Below are 23,551 nucleotides of genomic sequence, written 5' to 3' on the forward strand. Positions count from 1 at the left end.
TTCAGGAGGTGGATCTCGAGACCTCGAAATGTATTTTCTTGTCCCGGGAAAGCATCTCGAGCCCCCGAAAGGCATTTACCGGTCTTAGGAAATGGATTTCGAGGGGTCGAAACGGGTTTCGCGAATATAGGGAATTATTCCCAGATAGTAGGCGTTCCGTCATAAATGAGGGAAAGATCGTCTACATATAGGGTGCTTCCCGCACCTCCGGTCATGTAATCGCCGTATTTACTGGATGAGCAAACCACGATGATATGGGTGGGCTGATCCGTCAGGTTCTTATATTTCAACGGGATGTTGAACTCCACGTAGCCATCGCCCTCCGTAGCCGCCCCGGAAGGGAGCTCGCCGTAGGCGATGATGTTTTCATCATTCTTAAAATCGATGAAAGTACTTTGATTGCCATTATCAATCGTATAGGTCTTTTTCGCCAAAGCGATATAAATAGCGCACTGGTCGAGTGTCTGATCTTTTACAATAGTTACGCCTGCTGGAACATTCTTTACTAGATTTATCACATTAGACGTATATTTATAAAAACCTTTCAGCGCAATAGGCCGAGCGGTAAAGGATTGACCAAAATTGACGGTCGCAGTCTGAGTCCATATATTTGTTGAACCAAATGATCCCGTGTACAAACTGGCTGCGGCAAATATTCCCCCCATCAAATCCACCTTACCAGACTCCAGTTTAGCAGCCTTACCTCCTTGCGTATGAACAAAATCCGTGACGGCTTGTGTCGGGGTCAAACCACCCATCTTCGCGCCCTCGTTACTTGTATCCCAAAATTTGGAATCCGTGGCAGCATTAGGTGAGCTACCATCCCAGCCATCCAGGGATCCATTTTGTAAAGCAATCTCCGCCGCTGTAGTAAATTCTCCCGTAGCGACACTAATCTCTCCGTCTGTCAACCGATATTCGTAAGCCGTGGTGGAAGTCAATCCCGTCAAGGTAGCCGAGGCGGAAGAGGCCGCCGTATTAACCGTGGTCGCCACATCCATCCAAGTATCCGTATTCTTTGGACGATACTGGAACTTCAAGGATGAAAGCTCACCGGAATCAAGCGTTATGTCAGTAGCCGTCAGATAAGCGAGCTGGCTCCACGGGTTCGCGGACAAGGTAGCGCCGCTCTTTGCGTTCGGATCGATCGTGAAGTCGTATGTGTACTGGTTCATCGTAGGATCTATCGTTACGGTTACATTTCCTGTGCCGGTAGCCTGATTCTTAAAGTTCAAGATATAATGATCTTTCGCACTGACCTCCGAGATTTTTTGCTCCTTGGAGTTCGTTTTTCCGGCAGCGGTAGTGACCGTATAGGCCACCGTTAAGTCGGAAACCGGGAAATAGGCCACACTCGTACCTTTCGGGGCGAAATCCACCGGAGTGATCGAAGCGGTAGCGCTCTTCACCTGCACCTTGATAGAACCGTTGCCCAGTTTGTCCAAGAAAGCCTGCTCGAAAGCCACCGTCACCTTCACGTTCGCCAAGGAGCAAACCAAATTGGCTGTCGCTGTCTTGCCTTTCTCGATCGTCACCGTCGTCTTGCCCGTGTAATAGGCACGATCCGCTCCGGCATTGCCGTCCCATCCGTTGGAAACGGCCTCGATGGTATATTCTCCCTGTTTCAAGGAAATCTCTTTGCCGGACAACTCCGTATGGTCGTTCGTCTCATACTTGGTCACACCGGCGGCGTTCTTTATCACCACACGCATCTGCTTGGAATTGTACGTAGCGTCAGCCTTCGTGTTCACCTCCGCGCTTTGCTCCAAGGTCACACGCAAGTAGCCTTCGCTTCCCTGTGTGCTCAATTCATCACCTTGACAAGAATAGAAGAAAATACCGGTTAAAAGCAATAATATAAATTGATATGTTTGTCTCATACTTCTATTCCTCCTTTTACTTTACTATGATAGATAAAACGGTCTCGTCATTAACATTTCCATCATTATCTTCTAGACGGATCTTAAAGACATGGCCATTAGCAGAAGTTGTCGTTTGATAAATACTTACCGCTTGAAAGAATTCGCCTAAGGGGAATTGGTAAGAAGTAGCGCCAGCAGCAGGAGCTTTCAGATTAGGAGCGATCATCTTTATTAATGTCATTACCGGACTGCTATCAGTCGCACCGACAAACTCTACTCCCTTGCTAAAATCACAACCTTTCTCTATTAATTGTGGATCACTGATTACCGAGTCAAAGCCTGAATTACCTGCTTCTATAACCACTTTCATACTTTTCAGTCCGCTCTCACTCGTAATAGTGGCTATTGCCTCCGCTTTTTTATCCGTATCATCCGGTAGCGTATAAGTAGTTAGAGGTATTGAAACTTTTATAGCGGAAGGATCACTCGGATCCACCGGACCCTCCGGCTCATCGCCGCCATCGTCCACCACCGGCACATCTACGGAATCCGTCAGCCCATTCCACGTCACCTCAGCAGAGATCTCGATACCCTGCAAACCATTCGGATTTTCCGGATCATAAGTGCCCGGCTTCATCGTGATGGCCAACGCGTCGCCACCCAGCCAGTCGGAGCTCTCGGCCGAGGCGGGCTTCGTGATCACACGGCTCTCGCGTATATCCTTATTATCCTTATTCTTTCCCACGAAAGAGACTGTTATCTCCTTTACGCCCTCATCTAGCATCCAATAGAAAGCGGAGGGTTGCGCGAAAGCCTCCGTTCCAGAGTAGGTAAGCACCTTGCTCCGCGTACCGGCCTTCACCGTGATCGACCAGCTAGTAAAGGAAGTCTGCATTTCCGTGGAATAAACAAGCTGTATCTTCGTATTTTCCATCTTACAAGTAACGGTGACATCGGTAGCCTCACCTTTCTTCACGGCGAAAGAGGTGCTTCCACCATAGTAAGGATCTGTCTCTGTCGGACCGCCCGGCTTATGGGCATACATCGTGTAGCTGTCTACCGGAAGTTCCACGGAGGCATTCGTAGGATCGTAAGTAAGGGTTTTGTAAACGCCCGTGCTGTTACTGATCTCCACGATATATCCCGTGGCGCTCACCGATGGGATAGACTCTGGAGTTCCGGGGTTAGCATCGGCCTTGGTCTGCACGTCGTTGTTCTTCGCGTCTACAGCTACCCCAAGATTCAGCAAGCCCATCTCGGAGGAGCCATCCTCTTTCCCGAGGATCTCGTTCTTCATCTCGCAGGAAGCCAGCCCCATTACTAGAAGGCAACCTGCCATTATCGTATATTTTATATTCATCATTAAATTCGTTCTACTGGTTTTACATCCTAATAACTATTAGAGCCAATCGGAAGGGATCTCGATATCGATAGGCTTATCGTTCGTGGAATCATCGAAAGTAATCGTGATGCCTACCTTGCCGGTGGTATCCTCTACTTTCGGATTGACAGTGATTGTCCACATGCTGCCCCACTTCATCTCGCGGGTCAAGGTATTGACCTCGGCCTTCGTTCCATCTGCCTTCTTGGTAAACTGGAAAGTCGCCGTCACGTTCTCCCCGGCCTCGGCCAGCTTCACGTAAAGAGGATCCGTATCTCCCTTCGGCCAGATGATCGGACCGTTCTCACCTGCCGCTTGGGTAGAGAAATGAACGGCGTAATCAGAGAAATAAGTAGCCATCGTATCGCCAAATTTCACGACCAGCTTTCCGCAGGCCGGCTTACAAGCCACATTTACAGCCGCTACCTTATCGCTATTCACGTCGAATCGGCTAGAGCCATACATATAGATACCGTTACGGGTGGAGGCATTCACGTTAAACTCTTCCCCATCAGAAGCTACTACCGTGTAAGAGCCGTTGCTCAACTCGATCAAACCTGTAGGCCTTTCCGAGTATTTCCACTCACAGCCCGATACCACATGGCCTTGCGCATCCAAGATTTTCACCTTGTAATCCGCAAGGGGACGATCCGTCAGGTATGTACTCTCATCGACAGCTTTTGTCTTCGTATCAAAGACCGTCTCGGCGGCAAGGTCTAGTATTACCGCACCTTTTCCGCCCATAGCCTGCGAGCCTCCCTCCTCGGAGGAGCAAGCGCTCAACATTAGGCCTCCCGCCAAGGCACAGACCATTTTTACTAATAAAGTCCTCAATTTTCTCATGCAAAAATTTATTGATTTCTGTTTTTTTAATTTACCTAATAAAAAGTGTACAAAAGAACGACTTCGTTAGGAATCTCACAAGGTCAATTTTTATTATTACCTATTCTTTTTTTTAGATTCCATTTTATACAACAACAAGAACAGAGCGTCTTACGATTATCTTCTGTCCTGTTTTTATTCTTCATTATTCTATTTATTAGATTGAGTCCAAATAAAAATATCCTCAAAAAAACGTATATTTGCCATCAAAATTACGTAAGAATATGGAAAATGACATCCCTAAAATAGACCTGCCACAAGATTGGGTAATAGGAAAACTCTCGGAGAAAGACATTGGATTGCTGAATTTATACGCTAATTATCCTTGTCGACTAAAGGCGGGAATATTCGTGTTATGCCTAAGGGGAGAAGTGGAAGCATCTATAAATCTGACGCAATTTAAAGTAGAGGCCGGGAGTTTTATTACGATTCTGCCGGGTACGATTTTCCAGATTCATAGAATGGATAGAGATCTGCAAATTTATTTCATGGGATTCTCGTCTGATTTCATCAATCAAGCGAATATCAATAAATCGGTCATGGATATGCACTATGCCATAAAAGATAGTCCTGTTTTCAAACTAAAAGAAGAAGCCCAATCATTATTGAGAGATTATTTCGAATTGTTGATCAAGACATATCAGTTTTGTGTCTCGCAATTAAACAGGAGTCTCATCAACCACCTGTTTTCCGGAATATTAATGGGAGTCAGCATCATGTATAAAGATAAGACAACAGACACGTCCAATCTCTCTAAAGCCGAAATTATCAGCAAGAACTTCACTCAATTAGTCATGCAAAACTATACCATGCAACGATCCGTTGCATGGTATGCCAAGCGGCTTGGCATCACACAAGCGCATCTAAGCAGCATTATCAAACAAACTACCGGAAAAACTTGCATAGAGATCATAACCTCCATGGTAATCATGGACGCTAAAGCTCAACTGAAATCAACGAACCTTTCCATCCACGACATAGCCTATACGCTAAATTTCACGAATATGTCTTTTTTTGGAAAGTATTTCAAGCGGTATGTGGGCATGAGCCCACAGGAGTATAGAAATAGTTAGTCGATACTCACATTCCCCAATTCTCCCTATCCAAACTCCTATACTGTATCGCCTCCGCCAAATGCCGGACTTCGATATGTTCCGAATTATCCAAGTCGGCTATCGTGCGGGAGACTTTCAGGATACGGTCATAGGCACGGGCGGAGAGGCAGAGACGTTGCATGGCGGTTTTGAGGATGGAGAGGCCGGAAGCGTCGGGAACGGCGTACTGATGGAGTAGCTTGGAGTTCATCTGGGCATTACAATAAACACCCTCATAAGCGGCAAAACGCCTTTCCTGGATCGCACGGGCTTTTATGACCCGCTCACGGATAGCGATACTAGGCTCTGAGGGCTGTTGCTCGGAAATCTTCTCGAAAGGGACAGGGACAATCTCTATCTGGATATCGATACGGTCCAATAAAGGGCCGGAAATGCGGTTCATATATTTCTGGACGGCTCCGGGAGAACAGAGGCAAGGACGGTCCGGATGGTTGTAGTAGCCGCAGGGACAAGGATTCATGGAGGCCACAAGCATAAAGCCGGCCGGATATTCCACCGTGAAACGGGCACGGGAGATATTGATCACTCGATCTTCCAATGGCTGCCGCATGACTTCCAAGACACTCCTGTTAAATTCCGGCAACTCATCCAAAAAAAGGACACCATTATGAGCCAAGCTGATCTCTCCCGGCTGCGGGAAAGTGCCACCTCCTACCATAGCGACATTAGAGATCGTATGATGGGGAGAGCGAAAAGGACGTTGTACCATCAAGGAGGTGCCACCTCCTATCTTACCGGCTACGGAATGGATTTTAGTTGTTTCCAAGGACTCATGCAAGGTAAAAGGGGGCAAGATCGTGGGGAGACGCTTCGCCAACATGGACTTGCCACTTCCGGGAGGGCCTACCATGATCAGATTATGCCCGCCGGCGGCGGCCACCTCCATCGCACGCTTCACGTTCTCTTGTCCCCGGACATCGGAGAAATCGCAATCAAACAATTGCTGGCGGTCGTAAAACTCCTTACGGGTATCAATAACCGTAGGTCGCAATGTAGGTTTCCCCTCCATAAACTCCAGCACCTCTTTGATATTCGAAGCTCCATACACTTCCAGATCGTTCACCACCGCAGCCTCACAAGCGTTTTGCTTGGGTAAGATAAAGCCCTTAAAGCCTTCTTCCCTAGCCTTGATAGCGATAGGCAATGCCCCTTTTATCGATTGGAGGCTCCCATCCATAGAAAGCTCGCCCATCAATACGAATTTGGATAAGTTGGATGAATCTATCTGCTCTGCCGCCGCCAGAATACCGATCGCCAAAGGCAGATCATAAGAAGACCCTTCCTTACGGATATCTGCGGGGGCCATATTAATAACGATACGATTGCGGGGGAATTTATAACCACATACTTGAAGAGCCGAGATAATGCGTTCATGGCTCTCACGAACAGCCACGTCCGGAAGACCGACTAAAAAGAATTGGATACCTTTGGAACAGTTCACTTCTACGGTAACGACCGTAGCGGAAATCCCCTGCACGGCAGCGGCATAAGATTTTACTAACATAGTTAAGAATTTTGAGTTACTAATTACAAATTAAAACCGGAACCTCCTGTTTTCAATCGCTCAGTCTTCGAACAAGTTCTCCAGTGTTTGCTTGATCTCGATACCATTCTCTGTTTTCATCAAGATCTTATGATCCTCATCTATCAAGAAACAGCGTGGCAATACGCTTACGTTATACAGATCTATCAACATAGCCGCTTGTCCGGCCGAATCCGTTACCAGATTCCACGCTATACTATCCTTCTTCAGTACATCCCGGACATTATCCGGATTATCGTCCAAGCTAACCAAAAGAATGTCCAACTGATCTTTCGGATATTTCATCGCTACCTTATCCAGATATAGATCCTCTGTCTGGCACATATCACACCAAGGAGCGGTAAACGTCAGCAATAAATATTTCTGCGGGAAAGAGTCCAAACTTACCGTATTCCCATAAATATTCCTTACGGAGAAATCTGGGGCTTCCGCACCCAAAGCCGTACGTTTCGCACGGGCGCTATATTGCTCCAGCTCCTTTACCAGATAAAAGTCTTTCAACCTTGGATTCAATAACGCCAACAACTCATCAATTTTACGAGTATCATCGGGATCTGAGAAAAAAGATTGAATCAAGACAACGGATGCCTCTTCATTCGGGTTCTCTTTCACGTACCGGATCGCTTCCTCGCTCAATTGCATATTAACATTCGCCAAACGAGCGGCGATATCCGTCTCCTCGATCGTATCGTTCAAATCCTTGCTATTTAAAGAATTTGATAAATTTGTCAATTCCGTCAATAAAGGAGCGATTTTTTTCTTAAAAGCGGTCAACTTATCATTTGTCCGTCCCCCCTTTACCTGCAATAGCAATGGAGAGTTAGCGTCGCCCGTGATTTTCACGGTTTCTCCCGGTTCCAGATAAGCCGTAACCCAATGCTCTTTATCCGCAAAGAAGATAGTCACACAATGGAAACCCGCTTCATGTTGATCGATCTGGAACTGCCCGGGTTTCGTACAAGCCACTGTATCAACCACTTTATAATTATCCTTCTCAAATACAGCATATACGGTTTGATCTTCCAGATTAGAAAGTTCCCCTTCAATCCGATAGACATAATCCTTGCCACAAGATGACAAACAAATTATAAAGCCAATAATAAGTGCCAGTTTTTTTATCATTACTCCTTTTTAAGCTCTTCTTATAACAGATAATCCGGTCTAAAGGTAGGAATATTTTTTAAAACTACTTCACATTTATAATAAAATTAACGCAGTTATCATAAAAAAAGCGCAGAATTAGTAATTCCACGCTTTTTTATAAAGATATTTTTAAACCTTGACCTTTTTTGATCAAGGTTTTTTAAGCAATTATAACTGAGGACCAGCAGCAACCAATGCCTTACCAGCTTCGTTGCCCGTGAACTTAGCGAAGTTCTTCTGGAAGCGAGCAGCCAAATCCTTCGCTTTCTCATCCCATTGAGCAGGATCAGCATAGGTATCGCGAGGATCTAAGATCTTCGGATCTACGCCCGGTAATGCAGTCGGAACCTCGAAGTCGAAATACGGGATCTTCTTTGTCGGAGCCTCGTTGATAGAACCATCAAGGATAGCGTCGATGATACCTCTTGTATCTTTGATAGAGATACGTTTGCCGCTACCGTTCCAACCTGTGTTCACCAAGTAAGCCTTAGCGCCAGTCATTTCCATCTTCTTAACCAACTCTTCGCCGTATTTTGTCGGGTGCAATGACAAGAAAGCAGCACCGAAACAAGCGGAGAATGTAGGAGTCGGTTCCGTGATACCACGCTCTGTACCTGCTAATTTAGCGGTAAATCCAGACAAGAAGTAGTATTGAGTTTGCTCCGGAGTCAAGATAGATACTGGAGGCAATACACCGAATGCGTCAGCAGACAAGAAGATAACTTGTTTTGCGTGCGGGCCTTTAGAAACCGGCTTAACGATGTTCTCGATGTGATAGATCGGATAAGAAACACGAGTGTTCTCTGTAACTGACTTATCAGCGAAATCGATCTTACCATCAGCGGCAACTGTTACGTTCTCAAGAAGAGCGTCACGTTTGATAGCGTTGTAGATATCCGGCTCGCTCTCTTTATCCAAGTTGATAACCTTAGCGTAGCAACCACCCTCGTAGTTGAATACACCTTCGTTATCCCATCCGTGCTCATCGTCACCGATCAACAAACGTTTCGGGTCCGTAGACAAAGTAGTCTTACCAGTACCAGACAAACCGAAGAAGATAGCTGAGCTCTTGCCCTCTTTATCCGTGTTAGCGGAGCAGTGCATAGAAGCGATACCACGCAACGGGTTCAAGTAGTTCATGATAGAGAAGATACCCTTCTTCATCTCACCACCGTACCAAGTATTCAAGATAACTTGCTCTTTAGTCTTCAAGTTGAAAACAGTAGCGGTCTCAGAGTTCAAGCCTAATTCTTTGTAGTTGTCAACTTTAGCCTTAGCAGCGTTGAAAGAAACGAAATCAGGTTCGCCGTAGTTAGCCAATTCCTCAGCTGTCGGACGGATGAACATATTAGTTACGAAGTGAGCTTGCCAAGCAACCTCCATGATGAAACGTACTTTCAAACGAGTAGCCTCGTTAGCGCCACAGAATGTATCGACAACGAACAAACGTTTGCCAGACAATTCTTTTACGGCTTTAGCCTTCAAGTCTGCCCAAGCAGCCTCAGAACAAGGCTTGTTATCATTCTTATATTCATCAGAAGTCCACCATACAGAATCTTCGCTGGCTTCATTCTTTACGAAAAATTTATCTTTAGGAGAACGACCTGTATAAATACCAGTCATCACGTTTACAGCACCTAGCTCAGTTACCTGGCCTTTCTCGAAGCCTTCCAAACTCGGTTTAGTTTCTTCTGCGAACAGAACATCATAAGACGGATTGTGAACGATTTCTTTCACATCAACAATTCCGTACTTGCTTAAATCTAAATTAGCCATCTTGAATTTAATTTAAATGATTGACTTTATATAACTTTTCTCTCTACTCTAGTTCGATACGGTGAGGCTTTCCGACCTTTTGGAGCTTGCTGCGACTCCACCTTGTTAACCGCGGTACAAAAGTAATATTTTTTTTTATCGTACACAGCTTATTAAGGAAATTTTTCAGTAATAATTACTCTTTTCCATGCAATTAACAAAACCCTTAGTCTATTTGTAATATGGAGTTTACAAATCATATACTTTTAGCTAGCATCTCAACTATTTCCGAAGTCGTCATCATAGGTATTCGCTTTTATTGTGACTGAAACAAAGATATATACTTTTTTCCACACAAACAAATCCAGCGTATAAATATAAGAAAGGCGCAGGATAAATATCTTGCGCCTTCTCTTATATCCGATCAGAAATATATTACTTTACCTCCCAAATCTCACCTTTCATCAAAAGGTCGTGTAATTTACGTGTAGGATTCTTCGCTTGTACCTCCTCGATTTGCTGGTGGACAGCCTCATCATAGGTCGGTCCCTCCACATCTCGTATTACGCCTAATGCGATTGGCATATCACCGCTCATCATGGCAAGCATCATATGCAAGGTGTTATCCTTCTCATGGGCGTCGTGTACCAATACGTCATCCATCGTATAACCATCTTGTCCGATCGTTACGGATTTCAGTTTTAGGCCGTCTAGCACAAGGCCTTTATCCATGTTAGCGCCGTAAACCATTTTCTCGCCATGGCGAAGGAAAATCGTACGATCCGCACGGTATGCCTTATCAACGATCCCCTTATGGATACCATCATTAAAGATCACGCAGTTTACCAACACTTCCGTAACGGAAGCGCCTTTATGACGAGCGGAAGCCGTCAATACCTCGGTCGTATTCTTCAAATCCACATCGATCGAGCGGGCGAAGAAATTACCACGGGCACCCAATGCCAACTCAGCCGGCACAAACGGATCTTCCACCGTTCCATACGGAGAGCTCTTGGATACGAAACCACGGTCGGATGTCGGGGAATACTGCCCCTTCGTCAAACCATAGATCTTATTGTTGAAAAGAACGATATTCAAATCGATATTACGACGGACAGCGTGGATAAAATGATTACCGCCGATAGCCAAGCAGTCGCCATCACCCGTAATCAACCATACGCTCAAGTCCGGGCGAGCCGTCTTTACGCCGGTAGCGATAGCCGCTCCACGACCATGGATCGTATGGAAGCCATACGTATTCATATAATAAGGTAAGCGGGAAGAACAGCCGATACCTGAGATAACTGCCATATTGTGAGGAGCCACTCCTACCTCGGCCATAGCCTTATGCAGGCAATTCAGTACCGCATGGTCGCCACAACCCGGGCACCAACGTACGTACTGGTCGCTTTTATAATCTTTCGGTTGAAATTTAGTTTCTTCTGTTGTCATCTTTTAAGCCTCCAATATTTTAGTGAATTCCTCAACTAATCTCGCAACGACAAAAGGTTGTCCCTTTACACGATTGAAGCGATACGGGTTAAATCCGGGTACCTTTCCACGTAAATAGTTAGCGAACTGTCCGTTATTTTGCTCAGCCACCACCACTTTCTTATACTTAGAAAGAACCTCAGCCGTATTCTTAGGCAGCGGGTTGATAAACTTGAAGTGAGCGAAAGCCACCTTCTTGCCATTCTCCTGCATCGTCTCCATCGTCTCGTAAAGGTGTCCGTAGGTTCCACCCCAACCAACGATCAATAAATCAGCGTCCTCATCTCCGATCACTTCCAGTTCGGGGATATAGTCGGCGATCTTATCGATCTTAGCCTGACGGGTCGTCACCATCTTCTGGTGGTTAGCCGGATCGGTAGAGATAGCGCTCGTCTCGTAGTCTTTCTCCAGACCACCCAGACGATGAGCAAAACCTTCCGTTCCCGGAATCGCCCAGTAACGAACCAAGCTTTCCTTGTTACGACGATACGCCTTCCAAACTTTCTCGTCTTGATAATTAGCTACGTAATTCGGCTTAATCTCCGGATATTTATCCATTTCCGGAATTCTCCAAGCGGAAGAACCGTTAGCGATAAAGGCATCGGTCAACAAGATAACCGGAGTCATATGCTCCACGGCCAACTTACCCGCCCAAAATGCGGCATCAAAACAATCAGTCGGCGTAGAGGCCGCTATTACCACGGCAGGGCTCTCACCATTACGGCCATACAGAGCCTGCATCAAGTCCGTTTGCTCGCTCTTCGTCGGCAAGCCCGTAGAAGGACCGCCACGCTGAACATCGATAATCACCAAAGGCAACTCGGCAATTACAGCCAAACCGATCGCCTCGCTCTTCAAGGCAAGACCTGGTCCGGAAGTAGACGTAGCCGCCAAGCAACCGGCGAAACTAGCTCCGATAGAAGTACAGATACCGGCGATCTCATCCTCGGCCTGAACCGTGATAACGCCTAAATCCTTACGTTTAGATAATTCATGTAAAATATCAGTAGCCGGAGTGATCGGGTAACTACCCAAGAACAACTGCAAACCAGCTTTCTCGGCAGCGGCTATCAAACCATAGGAAGTAGCCTTATTACCATTCACGTCCGTATAGAATCCGGGCTCGGCTTTCTTACTCTCGATACGATACGTAGAAACCGAGGCATGGATGTTATTACCATAATTATAACCGTCCGTCAAAGCCTTGATATTAGCTTGGGCGATAACCGGTTTCTTAGCGAACTTATTCTGCAACATGTGCATAGCCTCCTCCAGCGGACGCTCGAACAACCAGCAAACAAGTCCTAAGGCGAACATATTCTTACAGCGAAGAGCCGATTTATTGTCCAAGCCAAACTCAACCAATCCGTCTTTTACCATCGTAGAGATCGGAGCGGCAACAACCTGCACGCCAGTCAATCCCAGCTCAGTAAACGGATCATCGGTCGTAAACAAGGCCTTATCCAAATCACTTTTCTTGAAAGAGTCCGTGTCGATTAAAACAATCGCATTGGGTTTTAGGTGTTTTACGTTCACCTTTAGCGCGGCGGGATTCATGGCCACCAATACGTCGGCCTTATCACCGGGTGTGAAGATTTTGCGCGATCCCAAGTGCACTTGGAATCCAGATACACCACTTAGTGTTCCTTGTGGAGCACGTACTTCTGCCGGATAGTCTGGGAATGTAGAAATCTCGTTCCCGAAAACCGCGGACAGGTTTGAAAAGATTGTACCGGTTAACTGCATGCCATCTCCCGAGTCTCCCGAGAAACGAATTACAACCTTCTCCAGCGTCTTAACTTTTGTCTGTTCTGCCATAATATACTTTATTAGCTTTATCGCTTATTGGTATTTAGATCGTCCGCAAAGTAAAGCATAAACTTTGCGAGTTCAAAACTTTTCCGCATCAAAAAGCAGAGAGGTATAGATCAAGATTATTAGATGATAGATTAAAATGATTAGACACATAACTATTCACTGTCTTCCCGTAATACATATATACTCCCGCCCTAAAGCCCTTATCCGATTTGATCATTCCTTGCACGGAACCGGCGTCGCCCAACGACAATAATAAAGGCACGAATATATTACTATAAGCCATCGAGGTAGTACGAGCCACCCGGTTGCTGATATTCAGTTTACAATAATGTAATACCCCATATTGCTCGAACACCGCGGGATCTTCCCTCGACAAGCAGCATGTCGTCTCAAAGCAACCGCCTTGGCTTACCCTCAGATCGATCACCAAAGCTCCCTTTTTCATCGTACGCACCAAGTCCGTAGCGATAATATAGCGATGTCTCGTATTAATATAACGCATCGCCCCGATCACCACGTCAGCGCTACGAAACGCGTTATGCAGCACATTCGGATGGAACGTGGAAGTAAAAAGCCCTTGCCCCAAGACCTGTTGTATTATACGCAATTTATTGATATCATCATCGAATACTTTCACGGATGCTCCCAAGGCCAATGCGGCACGCGCGGCCACGGTCCCGGCGTTTCCGGCCCCGATGATCACCACTTCCGTAGGGGATACGCCCGGGATACCGCCTAATAAGATCCCTTTACCTCCTTGGGTATTGCTCAACAGCTCGGAAGCGATCGTTATGGAAGCCGCCCCCTCGATCTCGGAAGTGACATTCAGCACCGGGAAACGATTATATTCATCCGCCATCAACTCATAAGAGATAGCGGTAATCCGTTTCGCCATCATCAACTCGAAAGCCTCTTGAGCGAATAAATTAAACTGCACCAATGAGAAAACGGTCGTGCGAGGTCTCATAAGCGCGATTTCCACCGGCAACGGAGGCAATATCTTCAAGATCAGATCCGCTTGGAAAACTTCCGCGGGCGTATCGACAATCTCCGCCCCCGCCTCCGAGAAATGATTATCGGAATAGTTGATACCTAATCCGGCGCCACTTTCCACCAGCACCCGGTGACCGCAATCGGTCAGCATATCCACTGCCTCCGGAGTCAACGGCAAACGTTTTTCCGCCTCGCATCGTTCACGAGGAATACCGATAAGCAAACGGTTATTCACCTTGCTGATCTCTTTCAATAATTCCTGCGGGATATAGGCCCCCTGTGCCTGCCGGCCGTCGTTCGCTTCCATATGCTATAGGATTTTCATTAACGCGTTCGATATGTCATGTACATCAGATTCTGTTAACATCTTCTCGGCATCAAACGTTATGGACGCCTTCGTATAAAACGGATTCCTTTTCTCCAGACTCTCGGCGATAAACGCCCTCAGTTCCTCCCCGGAACGTCCTTTCAACACCGGACGGGTATGTTTGCACAACTCCAGACGCTTTGCCAGCTCCTCGACTGACACCTTTAAGTAAACCGTCGTGCCAGAAGCGTTCATAAACTCCATGTTATCGAAAAAGCAAGGAGCGCCTCCTCCCGTGGAGATCAGCACGTCCTCAAACTCAGCGACCTCGTGAAGCATATTCCGTTCTATCTCTCGGAAAGCCTCCTCCCCTCTCTCGGCGAATATCTGCGAAACGGCCTTATGATAACGCCCTTCGATATAGTAATCAAGATCTATGAACGAAAGACCGGCGAGCTTGGCAAGCTCTTTTCCCACCGTTGTCTTGCCCGCTCCCATATATCCGACCAAAAAAACACGTTTCATACGTTATTATAATAGTTTTCGCAAATGTAAACTTTTTCCGGGAACTCCATCTTCTTTATTCCTAAGAATCAATAAAAAAATCATAGGCCAATGGCTTTTACTGTCTGGGTCGCACGATCCACTACCAATAAAGTATGACGAGCACCGGCTATTTTCTCGGGATAGACCATCGAATCTGTAAAGTCCTGCAATAATTTTCCGTTCTTAGGGCTGATCTCCCATAGCTCCGACCGTTTATCATCGACACGAAGCGTAACAAACAAACGATCCCCTACAAACGCTATCGACTGGGGAGACTTTTCAAATCCCAATGTCATCAGATACGGCGCAAAGCCCGTGTCCCCTGCCCGAATGTCCGCAGGATCGAATAAATAGATCATATTTTTATTCTGGGCCGTCACATATAAAAAGCCATCATTTCGTGCCGCTACCGCATAAGTACCCATTGCCTCTTGTAAATTTACGCTACGGCTATATATAGGTACCCGAGCAGCGGAACCGGGCTGTACATCTTGCTCCAAGACAACTACCAGTTTCCGTTTATCCCGGATAAAGACAGCCCCTTGACTAGCCGTCACATCAAACGCATGAACGGTCTGATAACCACCCTCACCCCAAGTACCCGTACCGATACAAGTAATGAACTCATACGTTTCCGCATCAAACACATCCGTACGGCTTCCCGTATTCGTGACATATATTTTCCCATACGAGCGAGTCACGCCGTTTGGCTCCCCCGCAAAGGTCTCTTTCTTATCTCCGTTCATCCACTCAACCATACTTTTCACATGACGCACATTACCGGAAGATACATCAAAGACCTCCAAACTATAATGTCCCGGAGCGTCATTTGCTACATATAGCGTATTCCCATAAAGATGGACCGCTTTCGGATGAAAAGTTTCCACAGTGGCACCGGGAATATCCAAGACAGAAAGTGTAAATGAGAGAGGAGAACCCTCATCACCAGCCCTATCCGTCTCCATCGGAGCAAGCCCAAGCCCGCCATCTATGGCATCCAATTCCGGATCATCGATAATGTATTTCGAGGAAGTATACACGTTTTTATTCTCTACCAGATTCTTATTCCTCCGGGTATGCAAGAAACGGCGGGAATAAACCGGTAAATTCTTGCTCACGGAAAGCTGTGAGTAAACCTTCATACAAATTGTAGGGAAACCGCCTTCCGCCGGATAGTACGTCATATTCCCACTATGCCCATACCCCAAGCAGTGTGCCAGCTCATGATACGGCGTGTCAGAACCATTGGCATCGTCGGCATAATGGGTCAGATAGACATATTCACCTAGCCCAAAGGTATTTCCTCCACCCAGACCGACAACATTCACCACGCGTCCATAACACAACCCGCCATGATTCGTGATCTGTTTCTTCAACACATCTATATCCACGATTTGCTCGTTATTTATCAGCTTGCCACGCCACTTCTCCAGTTCCTCATCAAAAAGCGAGGAAGAAAACATCGCGGCCATATTCAAGGAAAGGGCAACCGCCTCACGAGCCAGATGTGGCCTAAAGTTGCCCCAGTTCGAACCGGAATATTTACCAAACCAAATATCCCACTTAGGTTTCACGTTTATCATTCCTTGATAGACCGGATCTCCACATTCAACCCGCAAACTTATATTCTCGGCCACGATATCCGGATGGGCATCTATGGTAACCTCCTCGCCGGAACGTGTATAATAAACCTTCGCCCGTTCTAGAAAAGGCAACTTCATTTTAAACTCCTGAAAAGGTAAAACCGTAGTAAACTCCGCAAACCGTACCTCATCCTCATAACCCTCAACCGTAGCCCAGACAATCACATTATGGATAGCTCTAGGAGAATAGAAACGAAGCATCAACTCCTTCTGCCCGGTAACTGACACCTGCAAAGGCTCATTCACCTTGAATTTTCGCTTTGACGAATCGAAAAGAACCTCGTCCGGTTCCTCATCCTGAAGGATGTAAGAAGTATTCGACGAATCATAATCCTCCTCCGCCATCCGTATCAAACCATATTTACTCGTTCCTCCACTATTACCCACATCATCTTCATCCGAACATCCAAGAACAAGAAAGCCTCCCATTACAAACAGAATTACACGAATGATCGTGTATCTCAACATTTCATTCATAAATAATCTCTTACCAGTTTTGGACGCAAAAATAGTATTTTTATTTAACTCGCATAAAAGTCACCGTTTTTATGTAATTTTGCCCCGTAGACAGATGTAGATTCGATGATGAAATTTATAGATAAGTTCAATACAATCATCCATAAGCCATTTTTCAGCAAATATAGTACCTTAATGGGGCTATGGGCATTGCTGGGGGTTATCGCATGGATTACCAAGTATTTCCCCGGGAAATATAATAACTTCTCGATCTTCAGGCAATCCTTTTGGCATACGTTGAATGAATTGCCGCTCTATGCCGCCTATCCGGAAGAATACAACGATATTTTTCACTACGGGCCGGTATTTAGCTTGGTCATCGCTCCATTCGCCGTTACACCGTTATGGTTGGGATTGCTTACTTGGTCGGTGGCACAGAGCCTTTTCTTATTCTGGGCGATCAAGATGCTGCCGGGGATCAAGCGGGAACGTATCTTTATCTATTGGTTCTGTGCCCACGAGTTGCTTACCTCGCTTTTCATGTCGCAATTCAATATCAGTATCGCCGCTATCATTGTCCTCGCTTACGTATTGATAGAGAAAGAGAAAGACGTATGGGCCGCTTTCGTGATCATGTTGGGTACCTTTACTAAATTGTATGGGATCACGGGATTGGCGTTCTTCTTTTTCTCTCGCCATAAGATGAAGTTCAGCCTATCTTGCGTAGGATGGGCGGTCGTCATGGTCGTAGCCCCGATGATATTGTCCGGGCCGGATTATATAATGTCCCAATATACCGGTTGGTTCGAGGACTTATCCGGAAAAAATTCGGAGAACTTATTCGCGCTCATGCAGAACATTTCCTTCTTGGGAATGGTTCGTAAGATATCGGGATCGGTCAGTTACTCGGACATTTATCTGATAATAGGGGGATTACTATTATTCGGCCTGCCTTATCTACGCATCAGTCAATATAAATATGAGGCTTTCCGGAAAACGTTATTGGCCTCGGTGTTGATGTTTGTCGTACTGTTCAGCACGGGTAGCGAGTCCAGTACCTATATCATAGCGTTTATCGGAGTCGCTATTTGGTATACGGCTGTACCGTGGAAACGTTCGACATTGGATATTGTCTTGATGGTCTTCGCCTTTATATTGACCAGCATGTCTCCGTCCGATCTTTTCCCGAAATACATACGAGTGCATTATGTATACCCGTATGCGTTAAAAGCGTTGCCTTGTATGCTGATCTGGCTAAAGCTGACATTTGAGATGTGTACGAGGAGTTATAATCCGGTAAAGGTATAAATGGAATGAACGCACGAGCAGACATAGATTTGGTATTACCTTGTTACAACCCGCCTTCGGGCTGGGAGGAACGAGTAGCCACCCATTTCCGCGAAGTGGAGCGATTATTCAGCCCGGTACGTTTCCACCTTTTTATTGTCAGTGATGGTTCGAGACGGGGATACGAGCCGGAAACGATCGACCGCCTCCGGCAATTGATACCGGATGTCTGCGTCGTGGACTATAAGCCCAACCGGGGAAAAGGATATGCCTTGCGAGAGGCGGTAAAGCGATGTACCTCTCCTTACATTATTTATACAGACTACGATTTTCCATATACAAACGACTCATTCGGCAGGATGGTCGAGGCGTTGCTAGGAGGAGCGGACGTAGTCGTGGCTACCCGCGGCAAAAGTTATCAGGATAATCTACCTCCTTTCCGGCAAATGTTATCCAAACTGTCCCACATATGCAATACATGGGTCTTGCGGATCAAGATCAAGGATACGCAAGGGGGCATGAAGGGATTCAGCCAAGCGGGACAGGCGATATTCCTGACGACCCGTATCAATAGCTTCCTATTCGATACGGAATTTATCTATAAGGCAAGTCGCCGGAAAGAGATAAACTTACGGACGATCAACGCGAACATCAAAGAAGGACTGGCGGTATCCGATATGGGATTCAAGGTCCTGCGGCGGGAAGCGTTGAACTTCTTATCCATCTTATTTCATAGAGATTAATTGACATACATGATATTACTTAGTTTTGATATCGAGGAGTTTGACGCTCCATTGGAACACGGCGTGGAATTGCCGTTCGAGGAACAAATGCGTACTTCCGTAGAAGGAACCCGGAAGATACTGGCATGTCTGGCCCGTCACCGGGTAAAAGCGACTTTCTTTTGCACGGCGAACTTCGCCCTTCACGCAAAGGATTTGATCTTGGACATCCAAAAGGGTGGACATGAGATCGCTTCGCATGGTTTTTATCACTCGTCGTTCGAGACCGCCGATCTACGCAAGTCCAAAGAGGCGTTGGAGGAACTGACCGGACAACCGGTGAACGGTTTCCGTATGGCCCGCATGATGCCCGTCGAAGAAGAAGAGATCCATAAGGCCGGTTATCTATACAACTCGTCCTTGAACCCGACTTGCATTCCCGGCCGTTACAACCATCTGGGGCAGCCCCGTACCTATTTCATGAAAGCGGGCGTATTGCAACTGCCCGCCTCGGTGACCCCGATCGTCCGTTTCCCCTTGTTTTGGCTGGCTTACCATAACCTTCCGGCCACCTTGTACCGTAAGCTGGCGCTTTGGACGTGGAAAGAGGACGGTTATTTCCTGACCTATTTCCATCCGTGGGAGTTCACCTCCTTAAGTGATCGGAAAGAGCTAAAGTTACCGTTTATCATGACCAACCATTCCGGTTGCGGCATGGAAAGAAGGCTGGATGCCTTGATCCGTTTCTTCAAGGATAAAAGAGCGCCGTTCGGTACCTATACGCAATTCTCACAAGAAATCTTGAGTAAGAGCCATGGCCAAGAATAAGTTTTATGTCGTATGGAAAGGTTTGAACCCGGGAATCTATGATAACTGGGCGGAATGCAAGGCACAGGTAGACGGACAAGAGGGAGCCAAATATAAATCCTTCGAGAACCGGGAGGAAGCCGCCAAAGCCTTCGAGGCCGGCTATACCCATTACCTAAAGACCGTCTCTTCCCCGAAAGCCGTGGCCCGTCTCGCGCCGGAAGCCCCGATCGGGAACCCCATCAATGAGAGTCTTGCCGTAGACGCCGCCTGTAGCGGTAATCCCGGGGATATGGAGTACAGAGGCGTTTATACCGCTACCGGGCAAGAGATCTTCCATATCGGCCCGCTGAAGGAGGGCACGAACAATGTCGGGGAATTCCTCGCCTTAGTACACGGCCTCGCCTTGCTACAGCAAAAGGGAAGCGACCTGCCGATCTATTCGGATAGCCGCAACGCCATCAGCTGGGTCAAGAAAAAGAAATGCAAAACCCTATTAGCACGTAAACCGATCAACGAACCTATCTTCGACCTCATCGAGCGGGCCGAGAAATGGTTGAACACCCATACCTATACCACCCAGATCCTCAAATGGGAAACATCCGTATGGGGGGAGATCCCGGCGGATTTCGGAAGGAAATGAGGTAAAGGTAATTAAAATTATATCGTATATTTGCCCAATATATCGAATTCAAGCCTATGAAGATCGCTTTCGACGCAAAACGGATTACGCATAACGCTACCGGACTGGGTAATTATAGCCGGTTCGTAGTGAATAGTTTGTCCACTTCTTTCCCGGAGCATATCTATCAACTCTATACGCCGGGCAAAGGCAAAGAGGCGTTACGGAAACGGATCGAGGAGCGTCCAAGTGTCTCATTCCATTATCCGGAAGGCAGGTTCGATAAACTATTTCCGTCTTTATGGCGTACCTCCGGTCTAACGACTACGCTTCGAAAAGAGCACGTAGATCTGTTCCATGGCTTGAGTAATGAGATTCCTATGAATCTAAAACAGAACGGAATCCCAGCGGTCGTAACGATACATGACTTGATCTTCTTGCGTTACCCGCAGCTTTATAAACCGATCGATCGTTCCATCTATACCTACAAATTCAAGCAAGCTTGTTTACGATCGGACAAGATCATAGCGATCAGCAGGCAGACGATGCGAGACATCCGGGACTTCTTCCACATTCCGGAAAGCAAGATCGAGGTTGTTTACCAAGGTTGTGACCCGATATTCGGGCAAGCGGTTCAAGAAGACGTGAAATCGTCCGTACGCGAGAAATATCAGATAAACGGGCCTTATATATTATATGTAGGGAGCATCGAGGAACGGAAGAATTTATTGCTTCTGGTAAAAGCCCTGAAAGCCCTGAAAGAAGATATCTCCGTGATCGCTATCGGTAAGCATACGCCTTATACGGATACGGTAGAGACCTATATCCGGGAAAACAACCTGTCCGGTCGCGTCCGTATCTTGACCCATATACCTTTTAACGAATTAGCCGCTTTCTATCAGATGGCGACCTTATTTGTATATCCCTCGTTTTTCGAAGGATTCGGTATCCCGATATTAGAAGCCCAGCTTGCCGGTATTCCGGTGATAGCGGCTACCGGTTCTTGTCTGGAAGAGGCGGGCGGATCGTCCGCTCTATATACCGATCCGAGAAATGAGCAAGAACTGCGCGGCTTGATAGAGTCCGTATTGAACGAGCCGAAGCTGGCCGAATCCATGCGTTCCGGCGGACGAGAGAATATACGGCGATTCATGCCCGACGTATTAGCGGCTCATTTCATGCGAGTATACGAGAATATCTCACGATCTTAGCAAATCCATTTTATCCATACACAATGAATATACTTTTAGTCTATAAAGAAGCCGACATAGCGACCTACAAAATGCTGGAAGGATTGTCCAAGCTTGAGGACTTCAACATCTATATCGCTTCCCCCCAATCGTATACCGACAAAAAGATCTATGGGAATTGTACACCCTTGGATCTGCCGGTCATTACCTCGAAGTTCAACTGGAACGTTATTCGTGCCCTGCGCGAAATCATCAAGACTTATCGGATCGACCTTATCTACTCACCAAGTAGTTCCGGTTTATCAAACGCTTTATTCGCCTCCATAGGCACACGGGCGAAGAATATCGCATACCGAGGCACGCAGGCTAAATTGAAGCGGTTCGATCCGACCTATTATCTAGGCATATTAAATCCCGCCGTGGAGCATGTCGTATGCGAGACCAAAGATATCGAGGAATATCTCTCCCGATTCATCGCACGAAAAAGACTAACAACCAGCACAAAGCCATTTGATATCGATTGGATCAAGGAGGCAGTCCGTACGCCCAAACAAGCAGACGATATTCCGGACGACGCCTTTCGTTGCATCTATATCGGAGCGACGAAGAACAGGCCGTTCAAAGGCTTAACCGATTTGATTCATGCGTTTATCTTATTGGATGATCCACGGGTACATCTTACAATCGTGGGAGAATATGGGGAAAATGATTTCCAATTAGCCCAACAGTCGAAGGTAAGCGCACAAATTCATTTTCTGGGACAGCGTTCCGACGCCATCTCTTTTCTGGTCACGTCCCAGTTGTTTATACTTCCCTCGCACCGGGATGCCTCCCCGAGAGTCGTGCGGGAGGCTATGGCTTGTTCCGTTCCTTGTATCGTAACAAACATACCGGGAGCAAGAGACTTAATCATAGACGGAGTCACCGGATTGTTAGTGCCGCCTTCTTCTCCTCAAAAAATGGCGGCGTCTATCCGCTCGCTTATCGATAACCCGGAGCGATTGGAAGCGTTCGCCAAGGCCTCACGTGAGCATATCATCCAAGATTTCAGCGTAAAGGCTTATACAGATGGCTTCGCCACGTTATTCAGGTCGATCAAGAAAGCATAGATTATTTACAGATTCAGAAACAACGGATATAAGCTAATGAATAGCTATCATAAAGATGGTCCTTCATTCCATGTTTATATTGGAAGGACAGGATATTTTTCTTAAGCTCATAATTTAGCTTTGTCCGTAGGATCATCGGCTTATCCCCATTATCCCGATATCCCCGGAAACCGGCATAATTACAATCCAACGAGAACCCCCGATAGGTTCCTAACACACCTGCCCCATAACAGAAAGCGTCGTTCTGACGATTCACGACATCGTTCGTCATCCAACAATAAAAACCCGCTAAAGCTTGCACACGGATCGAAGCGTTTACATCTTTCCGCTTCCACAACGTACGTCCCAGATTGGCGTCGAACCAATAAGAGGCCGCATCCGTATAACGAGCGTCGCACAAGCGTCCGCCACTGGCGGTTTTCAGGTTGGCGCTTACCACGATATCCATCCACTTCTCGCTCCGGAGAGCTTGGAAATAAAAATTAAAGATCACGTCGCCCCGGCAAACAATCGGGGATTTCAGTTCTACCGCATAACGCTCATCCCGCACTTCCGGCGACATCTCATACCATTCTTGGAATACCCAACTGACATTCACCCCTACACGTCCCTTTACGACAGGAATGTACAAACGGGCAAAGATATCTTTCGTCTGATCGCCTCGCGTCTTATGATATTCCCCCCGAAGCTCCACTTCCCAACGGCTGGACAGGCTTCCTCCTACCAACTCGGGAATCGGAAAGGCATTTGGCCCGAAATAACGGGGCGAGTAAGTCAGATACTCTACCTTTTCCCACCATTCTAACGCCTTAACCGGAGATACATAGGTCAAAAGACAACTAACAACTAAGCAGAACCGGAGTATTTGTATTTTCATAA

The 23,551-nt window shown here is 46.7% G+C and carries 19 protein-coding genes; 7 read left to right on the plus strand and 12 right to left on the minus strand.

Annotation, left to right across the window (positions count from 1 at the left end):
- Positions 1 to 134 precede the first annotated feature (134 nt).
- Genes ACESPU_RS19810 through ACESPU_RS19820 form a run of 3 tightly spaced genes read right to left on the minus strand, consistent with a single transcriptional unit; the run spans position 135 to position 4,086 of the window.
- Entirely contained in the window at positions 135 to 1,880 is a 1,746-nt protein-coding gene (locus ACESPU_RS19810; RefSeq protein WP_057326743.1) for a DUF4493 domain-containing protein, read from the minus strand.
- Between the two features lie 16 nt (positions 1,881 to 1,896).
- On the minus strand, positions 1,897 to 3,201 hold the full coding sequence (locus ACESPU_RS19815; protein ID WP_227713691.1) for a DUF4493 domain-containing protein: 1,305 nt from the start codon (positions 3,199 to 3,201) through the stop codon (positions 1,897 to 1,899).
- Positions 3,202 to 3,261: 60 nt separating this feature from the next.
- Positions 3,262 to 4,086, minus strand: a complete 825-nt coding sequence (locus ACESPU_RS19820) for a DUF4493 domain-containing protein (RefSeq protein WP_005864068.1) — start codon at positions 4,084 to 4,086, stop codon at positions 3,262 to 3,264.
- A 263-nt stretch (positions 4,087 to 4,349) separates the two neighbouring features.
- Here ACESPU_RS19820 and ACESPU_RS19825 point away from each other — a divergent pair, with 263 nt between their 5' ends.
- Positions 4,350 to 5,198 carry an AraC family transcriptional regulator gene (locus ACESPU_RS19825; RefSeq protein ID WP_005864065.1) on the plus strand — a complete coding sequence of 283 codons (849 nt, stop codon included), beginning with the start codon at positions 4,350 to 4,352 and terminating at the stop codon, positions 5,196 to 5,198.
- 7 nt (positions 5,199 to 5,205) lie between these two features.
- Here the strand turns inward: ACESPU_RS19825 and ACESPU_RS19830 are convergent, their stop codons facing one another.
- The 8 genes from ACESPU_RS19830 to ACESPU_RS19865 form a co-directional block, all read right to left on the minus strand.
- A complete protein-coding gene (locus ACESPU_RS19830) occupies positions 5,206 to 6,744 on the minus strand; it encodes a YifB family Mg chelatase-like AAA ATPase (protein WP_195284155.1) in 1,539 nt (512 codons plus the stop codon).
- Between the two features lie 60 nt (positions 6,745 to 6,804).
- Entirely contained in the window at positions 6,805 to 7,905 is a 1,101-nt protein-coding gene (locus ACESPU_RS19835) for a TlpA disulfide reductase family protein (RefSeq protein ID WP_057317550.1), read from the minus strand.
- A gap of 189 nt (positions 7,906 to 8,094) precedes the next feature.
- A complete protein-coding gene (gene pckA, locus ACESPU_RS19840) occupies positions 8,095 to 9,702 on the minus strand; it encodes a phosphoenolpyruvate carboxykinase (ATP) (protein WP_005860732.1) in 1,608 nt (535 codons plus the stop codon).
- Between the two features lie 414 nt (positions 9,703 to 10,116).
- Positions 10,117 to 11,133, minus strand: a complete 1,017-nt coding sequence (locus ACESPU_RS19845; RefSeq protein WP_005864059.1) for a 2-oxoacid:ferredoxin oxidoreductase subunit beta — start codon at positions 11,131 to 11,133, stop codon at positions 10,117 to 10,119.
- Between the two features lie 3 nt (positions 11,134 to 11,136).
- Positions 11,137 to 12,990 (minus strand): 2-oxoacid:acceptor oxidoreductase subunit alpha, encoded by a 1,854-nt coding sequence (locus ACESPU_RS19850; RefSeq protein ID WP_005860728.1) that lies wholly within the window; start codon positions 12,988 to 12,990, stop codon positions 11,137 to 11,139.
- 88 nt (positions 12,991 to 13,078) lie between these two features.
- On the minus strand, positions 13,079 to 14,290 hold the full coding sequence (locus ACESPU_RS19855) for an alanine dehydrogenase (RefSeq protein WP_005860726.1): 1,212 nt from the start codon (positions 14,288 to 14,290) through the stop codon (positions 13,079 to 13,081).
- A gap of 3 nt (positions 14,291 to 14,293) precedes the next feature.
- A complete protein-coding gene (locus tag ACESPU_RS19860) occupies positions 14,294 to 14,815 on the minus strand; it encodes a shikimate kinase (RefSeq protein ID WP_005860724.1) in 522 nt (173 codons plus the stop codon).
- Positions 14,816 to 14,895: 80 nt separating this feature from the next.
- Positions 14,896 to 16,908: a hypothetical protein gene (locus ACESPU_RS19865; RefSeq protein WP_227168048.1), complete on the minus strand. Its 2,013-nt coding sequence runs from the start codon at positions 16,906 to 16,908 to the stop codon at positions 14,896 to 14,898.
- Positions 16,909 to 17,061: 153 nt separating this feature from the next.
- On the opposite strand from ACESPU_RS19865, the gene ACESPU_RS19870 reads away from it, so the two are divergent.
- Genes ACESPU_RS19870 through ACESPU_RS19895 form a run of 6 tightly spaced genes read left to right on the plus strand, consistent with a single transcriptional unit; the run spans position 17,062 to position 22,672 of the window.
- Positions 17,062 to 18,243 carry a glycosyltransferase family 87 protein gene (locus tag ACESPU_RS19870; RefSeq protein WP_122369605.1) on the plus strand — a complete coding sequence of 394 codons (1,182 nt, stop codon included), beginning with the start codon at positions 17,062 to 17,064 and terminating at the stop codon, positions 18,241 to 18,243.
- A gap of 5 nt (positions 18,244 to 18,248) precedes the next feature.
- Positions 18,249 to 18,965, plus strand: coding sequence for a glycosyltransferase family 2 protein (locus ACESPU_RS19875; protein WP_005864051.1), 717 nt, complete (start codon positions 18,249 to 18,251; stop codon positions 18,963 to 18,965).
- 9 nt (positions 18,966 to 18,974) lie between these two features.
- Positions 18,975 to 19,772, plus strand: coding sequence for a polysaccharide deacetylase family protein (locus tag ACESPU_RS19880; protein WP_122369603.1), 798 nt, complete (start codon positions 18,975 to 18,977; stop codon positions 19,770 to 19,772).
- Positions 19,759 to 20,394, plus strand: a complete 636-nt coding sequence (locus ACESPU_RS19885; protein ID WP_122369601.1) for a viroplasmin family protein — start codon at positions 19,759 to 19,761, stop codon at positions 20,392 to 20,394. The genes ACESPU_RS19880 and ACESPU_RS19885 overlap by 14 nt, the downstream gene beginning before the upstream one ends.
- A gap of 56 nt (positions 20,395 to 20,450) precedes the next feature.
- On the plus strand, positions 20,451 to 21,584 hold the full coding sequence (locus ACESPU_RS19890; RefSeq protein ID WP_005864045.1) for a glycosyltransferase family 1 protein: 1,134 nt from the start codon (positions 20,451 to 20,453) through the stop codon (positions 21,582 to 21,584).
- Positions 21,585 to 21,607: 23 nt separating this feature from the next.
- Positions 21,608 to 22,672, plus strand: coding sequence for a glycosyltransferase (locus tag ACESPU_RS19895; protein WP_122369599.1), 1,065 nt, complete (start codon positions 21,608 to 21,610; stop codon positions 22,670 to 22,672).
- A 13-nt stretch (positions 22,673 to 22,685) separates the two neighbouring features.
- Here ACESPU_RS19895 and ACESPU_RS19900 read toward each other — a convergent pair whose 3' ends face one another.
- A complete protein-coding gene (locus ACESPU_RS19900; protein WP_122369597.1) occupies positions 22,686 to 23,549 on the minus strand; it encodes a hypothetical protein in 864 nt (287 codons plus the stop codon).
- Positions 23,550 to 23,551: the final 2 nt, after the last annotated feature.

It is taken from the genome of Parabacteroides sp. 20_3, assembly GCF_964238835.1.
In the GTDB taxonomy this organism is placed as follows: Bacteria; Bacteroidota; Bacteroidia; order Bacteroidales; family Tannerellaceae; genus Parabacteroides; species Parabacteroides distasonis.

What these genes read in the sequence shown, in the direction of transcription:
- ACESPU_RS19810 (WP_057326743.1), bottom strand. Translation starts at nt 1,880, where the DNA reads ATGAGACAAACATATCAATTTATATTATTGCTTTTAACCGGTATTTTC.
- ACESPU_RS19815 (WP_227713691.1), bottom strand. Translation starts at nt 3,201, where the DNA reads ATGGCAGGTTGCCTTCTAGTAATGGGGCTGGCTTCCTGCGAGATGAAG.
- ACESPU_RS19820 (WP_005864068.1), bottom strand. Translation starts at nt 4,086, where the DNA reads ATGAGAAAATTGAGGACTTTATTAGTAAAAATGGTCTGTGCCTTGGCG.
- ACESPU_RS19825 (WP_005864065.1), top strand. Translation starts at nt 4,350, where the DNA reads ATGGAAAATGACATCCCTAAAATAGACCTGCCACAAGATTGGGTAATA.
- ACESPU_RS19830 (WP_195284155.1), bottom strand. Translation starts at nt 6,744, where the DNA reads ATGTTAGTAAAATCTTATGCCGCTGCCGTGCAGGGGATTTCCGCTACG.
- ACESPU_RS19835 (WP_057317550.1), bottom strand. Translation starts at nt 7,905, where the DNA reads ATGATAAAAAAACTGGCACTTATTATTGGCTTTATAATTTGTTTGTCA.
- pckA (WP_005860732.1), bottom strand. Translation starts at nt 9,702, where the DNA reads ATGGCTAATTTAGATTTAAGCAAGTACGGAATTGTTGATGTGAAAGAA.
- ACESPU_RS19845 (WP_005864059.1), bottom strand. Translation starts at nt 11,133, where the DNA reads ATGACAACAGAAGAAACTAAATTTCAACCGAAAGATTATAAAAGCGAC.
- ACESPU_RS19850 (WP_005860728.1), bottom strand. Translation starts at nt 12,990, where the DNA reads ATGGCAGAACAGACAAAAGTTAAGACGCTGGAGAAGGTTGTAATTCGT.
- ACESPU_RS19855 (WP_005860726.1), bottom strand. Translation starts at nt 14,290, where the DNA reads ATGGAAGCGAACGACGGCCGGCAGGCACAGGGGGCCTATATCCCGCAG.
- ACESPU_RS19860 (WP_005860724.1), bottom strand. Translation starts at nt 14,815, where the DNA reads ATGAAACGTGTTTTTTTGGTCGGATATATGGGAGCGGGCAAGACAACG.
- ACESPU_RS19865 (WP_227168048.1), bottom strand. Translation starts at nt 16,908, where the DNA reads ATGGGAGGCTTTCTTGTTCTTGGATGTTCGGATGAAGATGATGTGGGT.
- ACESPU_RS19870 (WP_122369605.1), top strand. Translation starts at nt 17,062, where the DNA reads ATGATGAAATTTATAGATAAGTTCAATACAATCATCCATAAGCCATTT.
- ACESPU_RS19875 (WP_005864051.1), top strand. Translation starts at nt 18,249, where the DNA reads ATGAACGCACGAGCAGACATAGATTTGGTATTACCTTGTTACAACCCG.
- ACESPU_RS19880 (WP_122369603.1), top strand. Translation starts at nt 18,975, where the DNA reads ATGATATTACTTAGTTTTGATATCGAGGAGTTTGACGCTCCATTGGAA.
- ACESPU_RS19885 (WP_122369601.1), top strand. Translation starts at nt 19,759, where the DNA reads ATGGCCAAGAATAAGTTTTATGTCGTATGGAAAGGTTTGAACCCGGGA.
- ACESPU_RS19890 (WP_005864045.1), top strand. Translation starts at nt 20,451, where the DNA reads ATGAAGATCGCTTTCGACGCAAAACGGATTACGCATAACGCTACCGGA.
- ACESPU_RS19895 (WP_122369599.1), top strand. Translation starts at nt 21,608, where the DNA reads ATGAATATACTTTTAGTCTATAAAGAAGCCGACATAGCGACCTACAAA.
- ACESPU_RS19900 (WP_122369597.1), bottom strand. Translation starts at nt 23,549, where the DNA reads ATGAAAATACAAATACTCCGGTTCTGCTTAGTTGTTAGTTGTCTTTTG.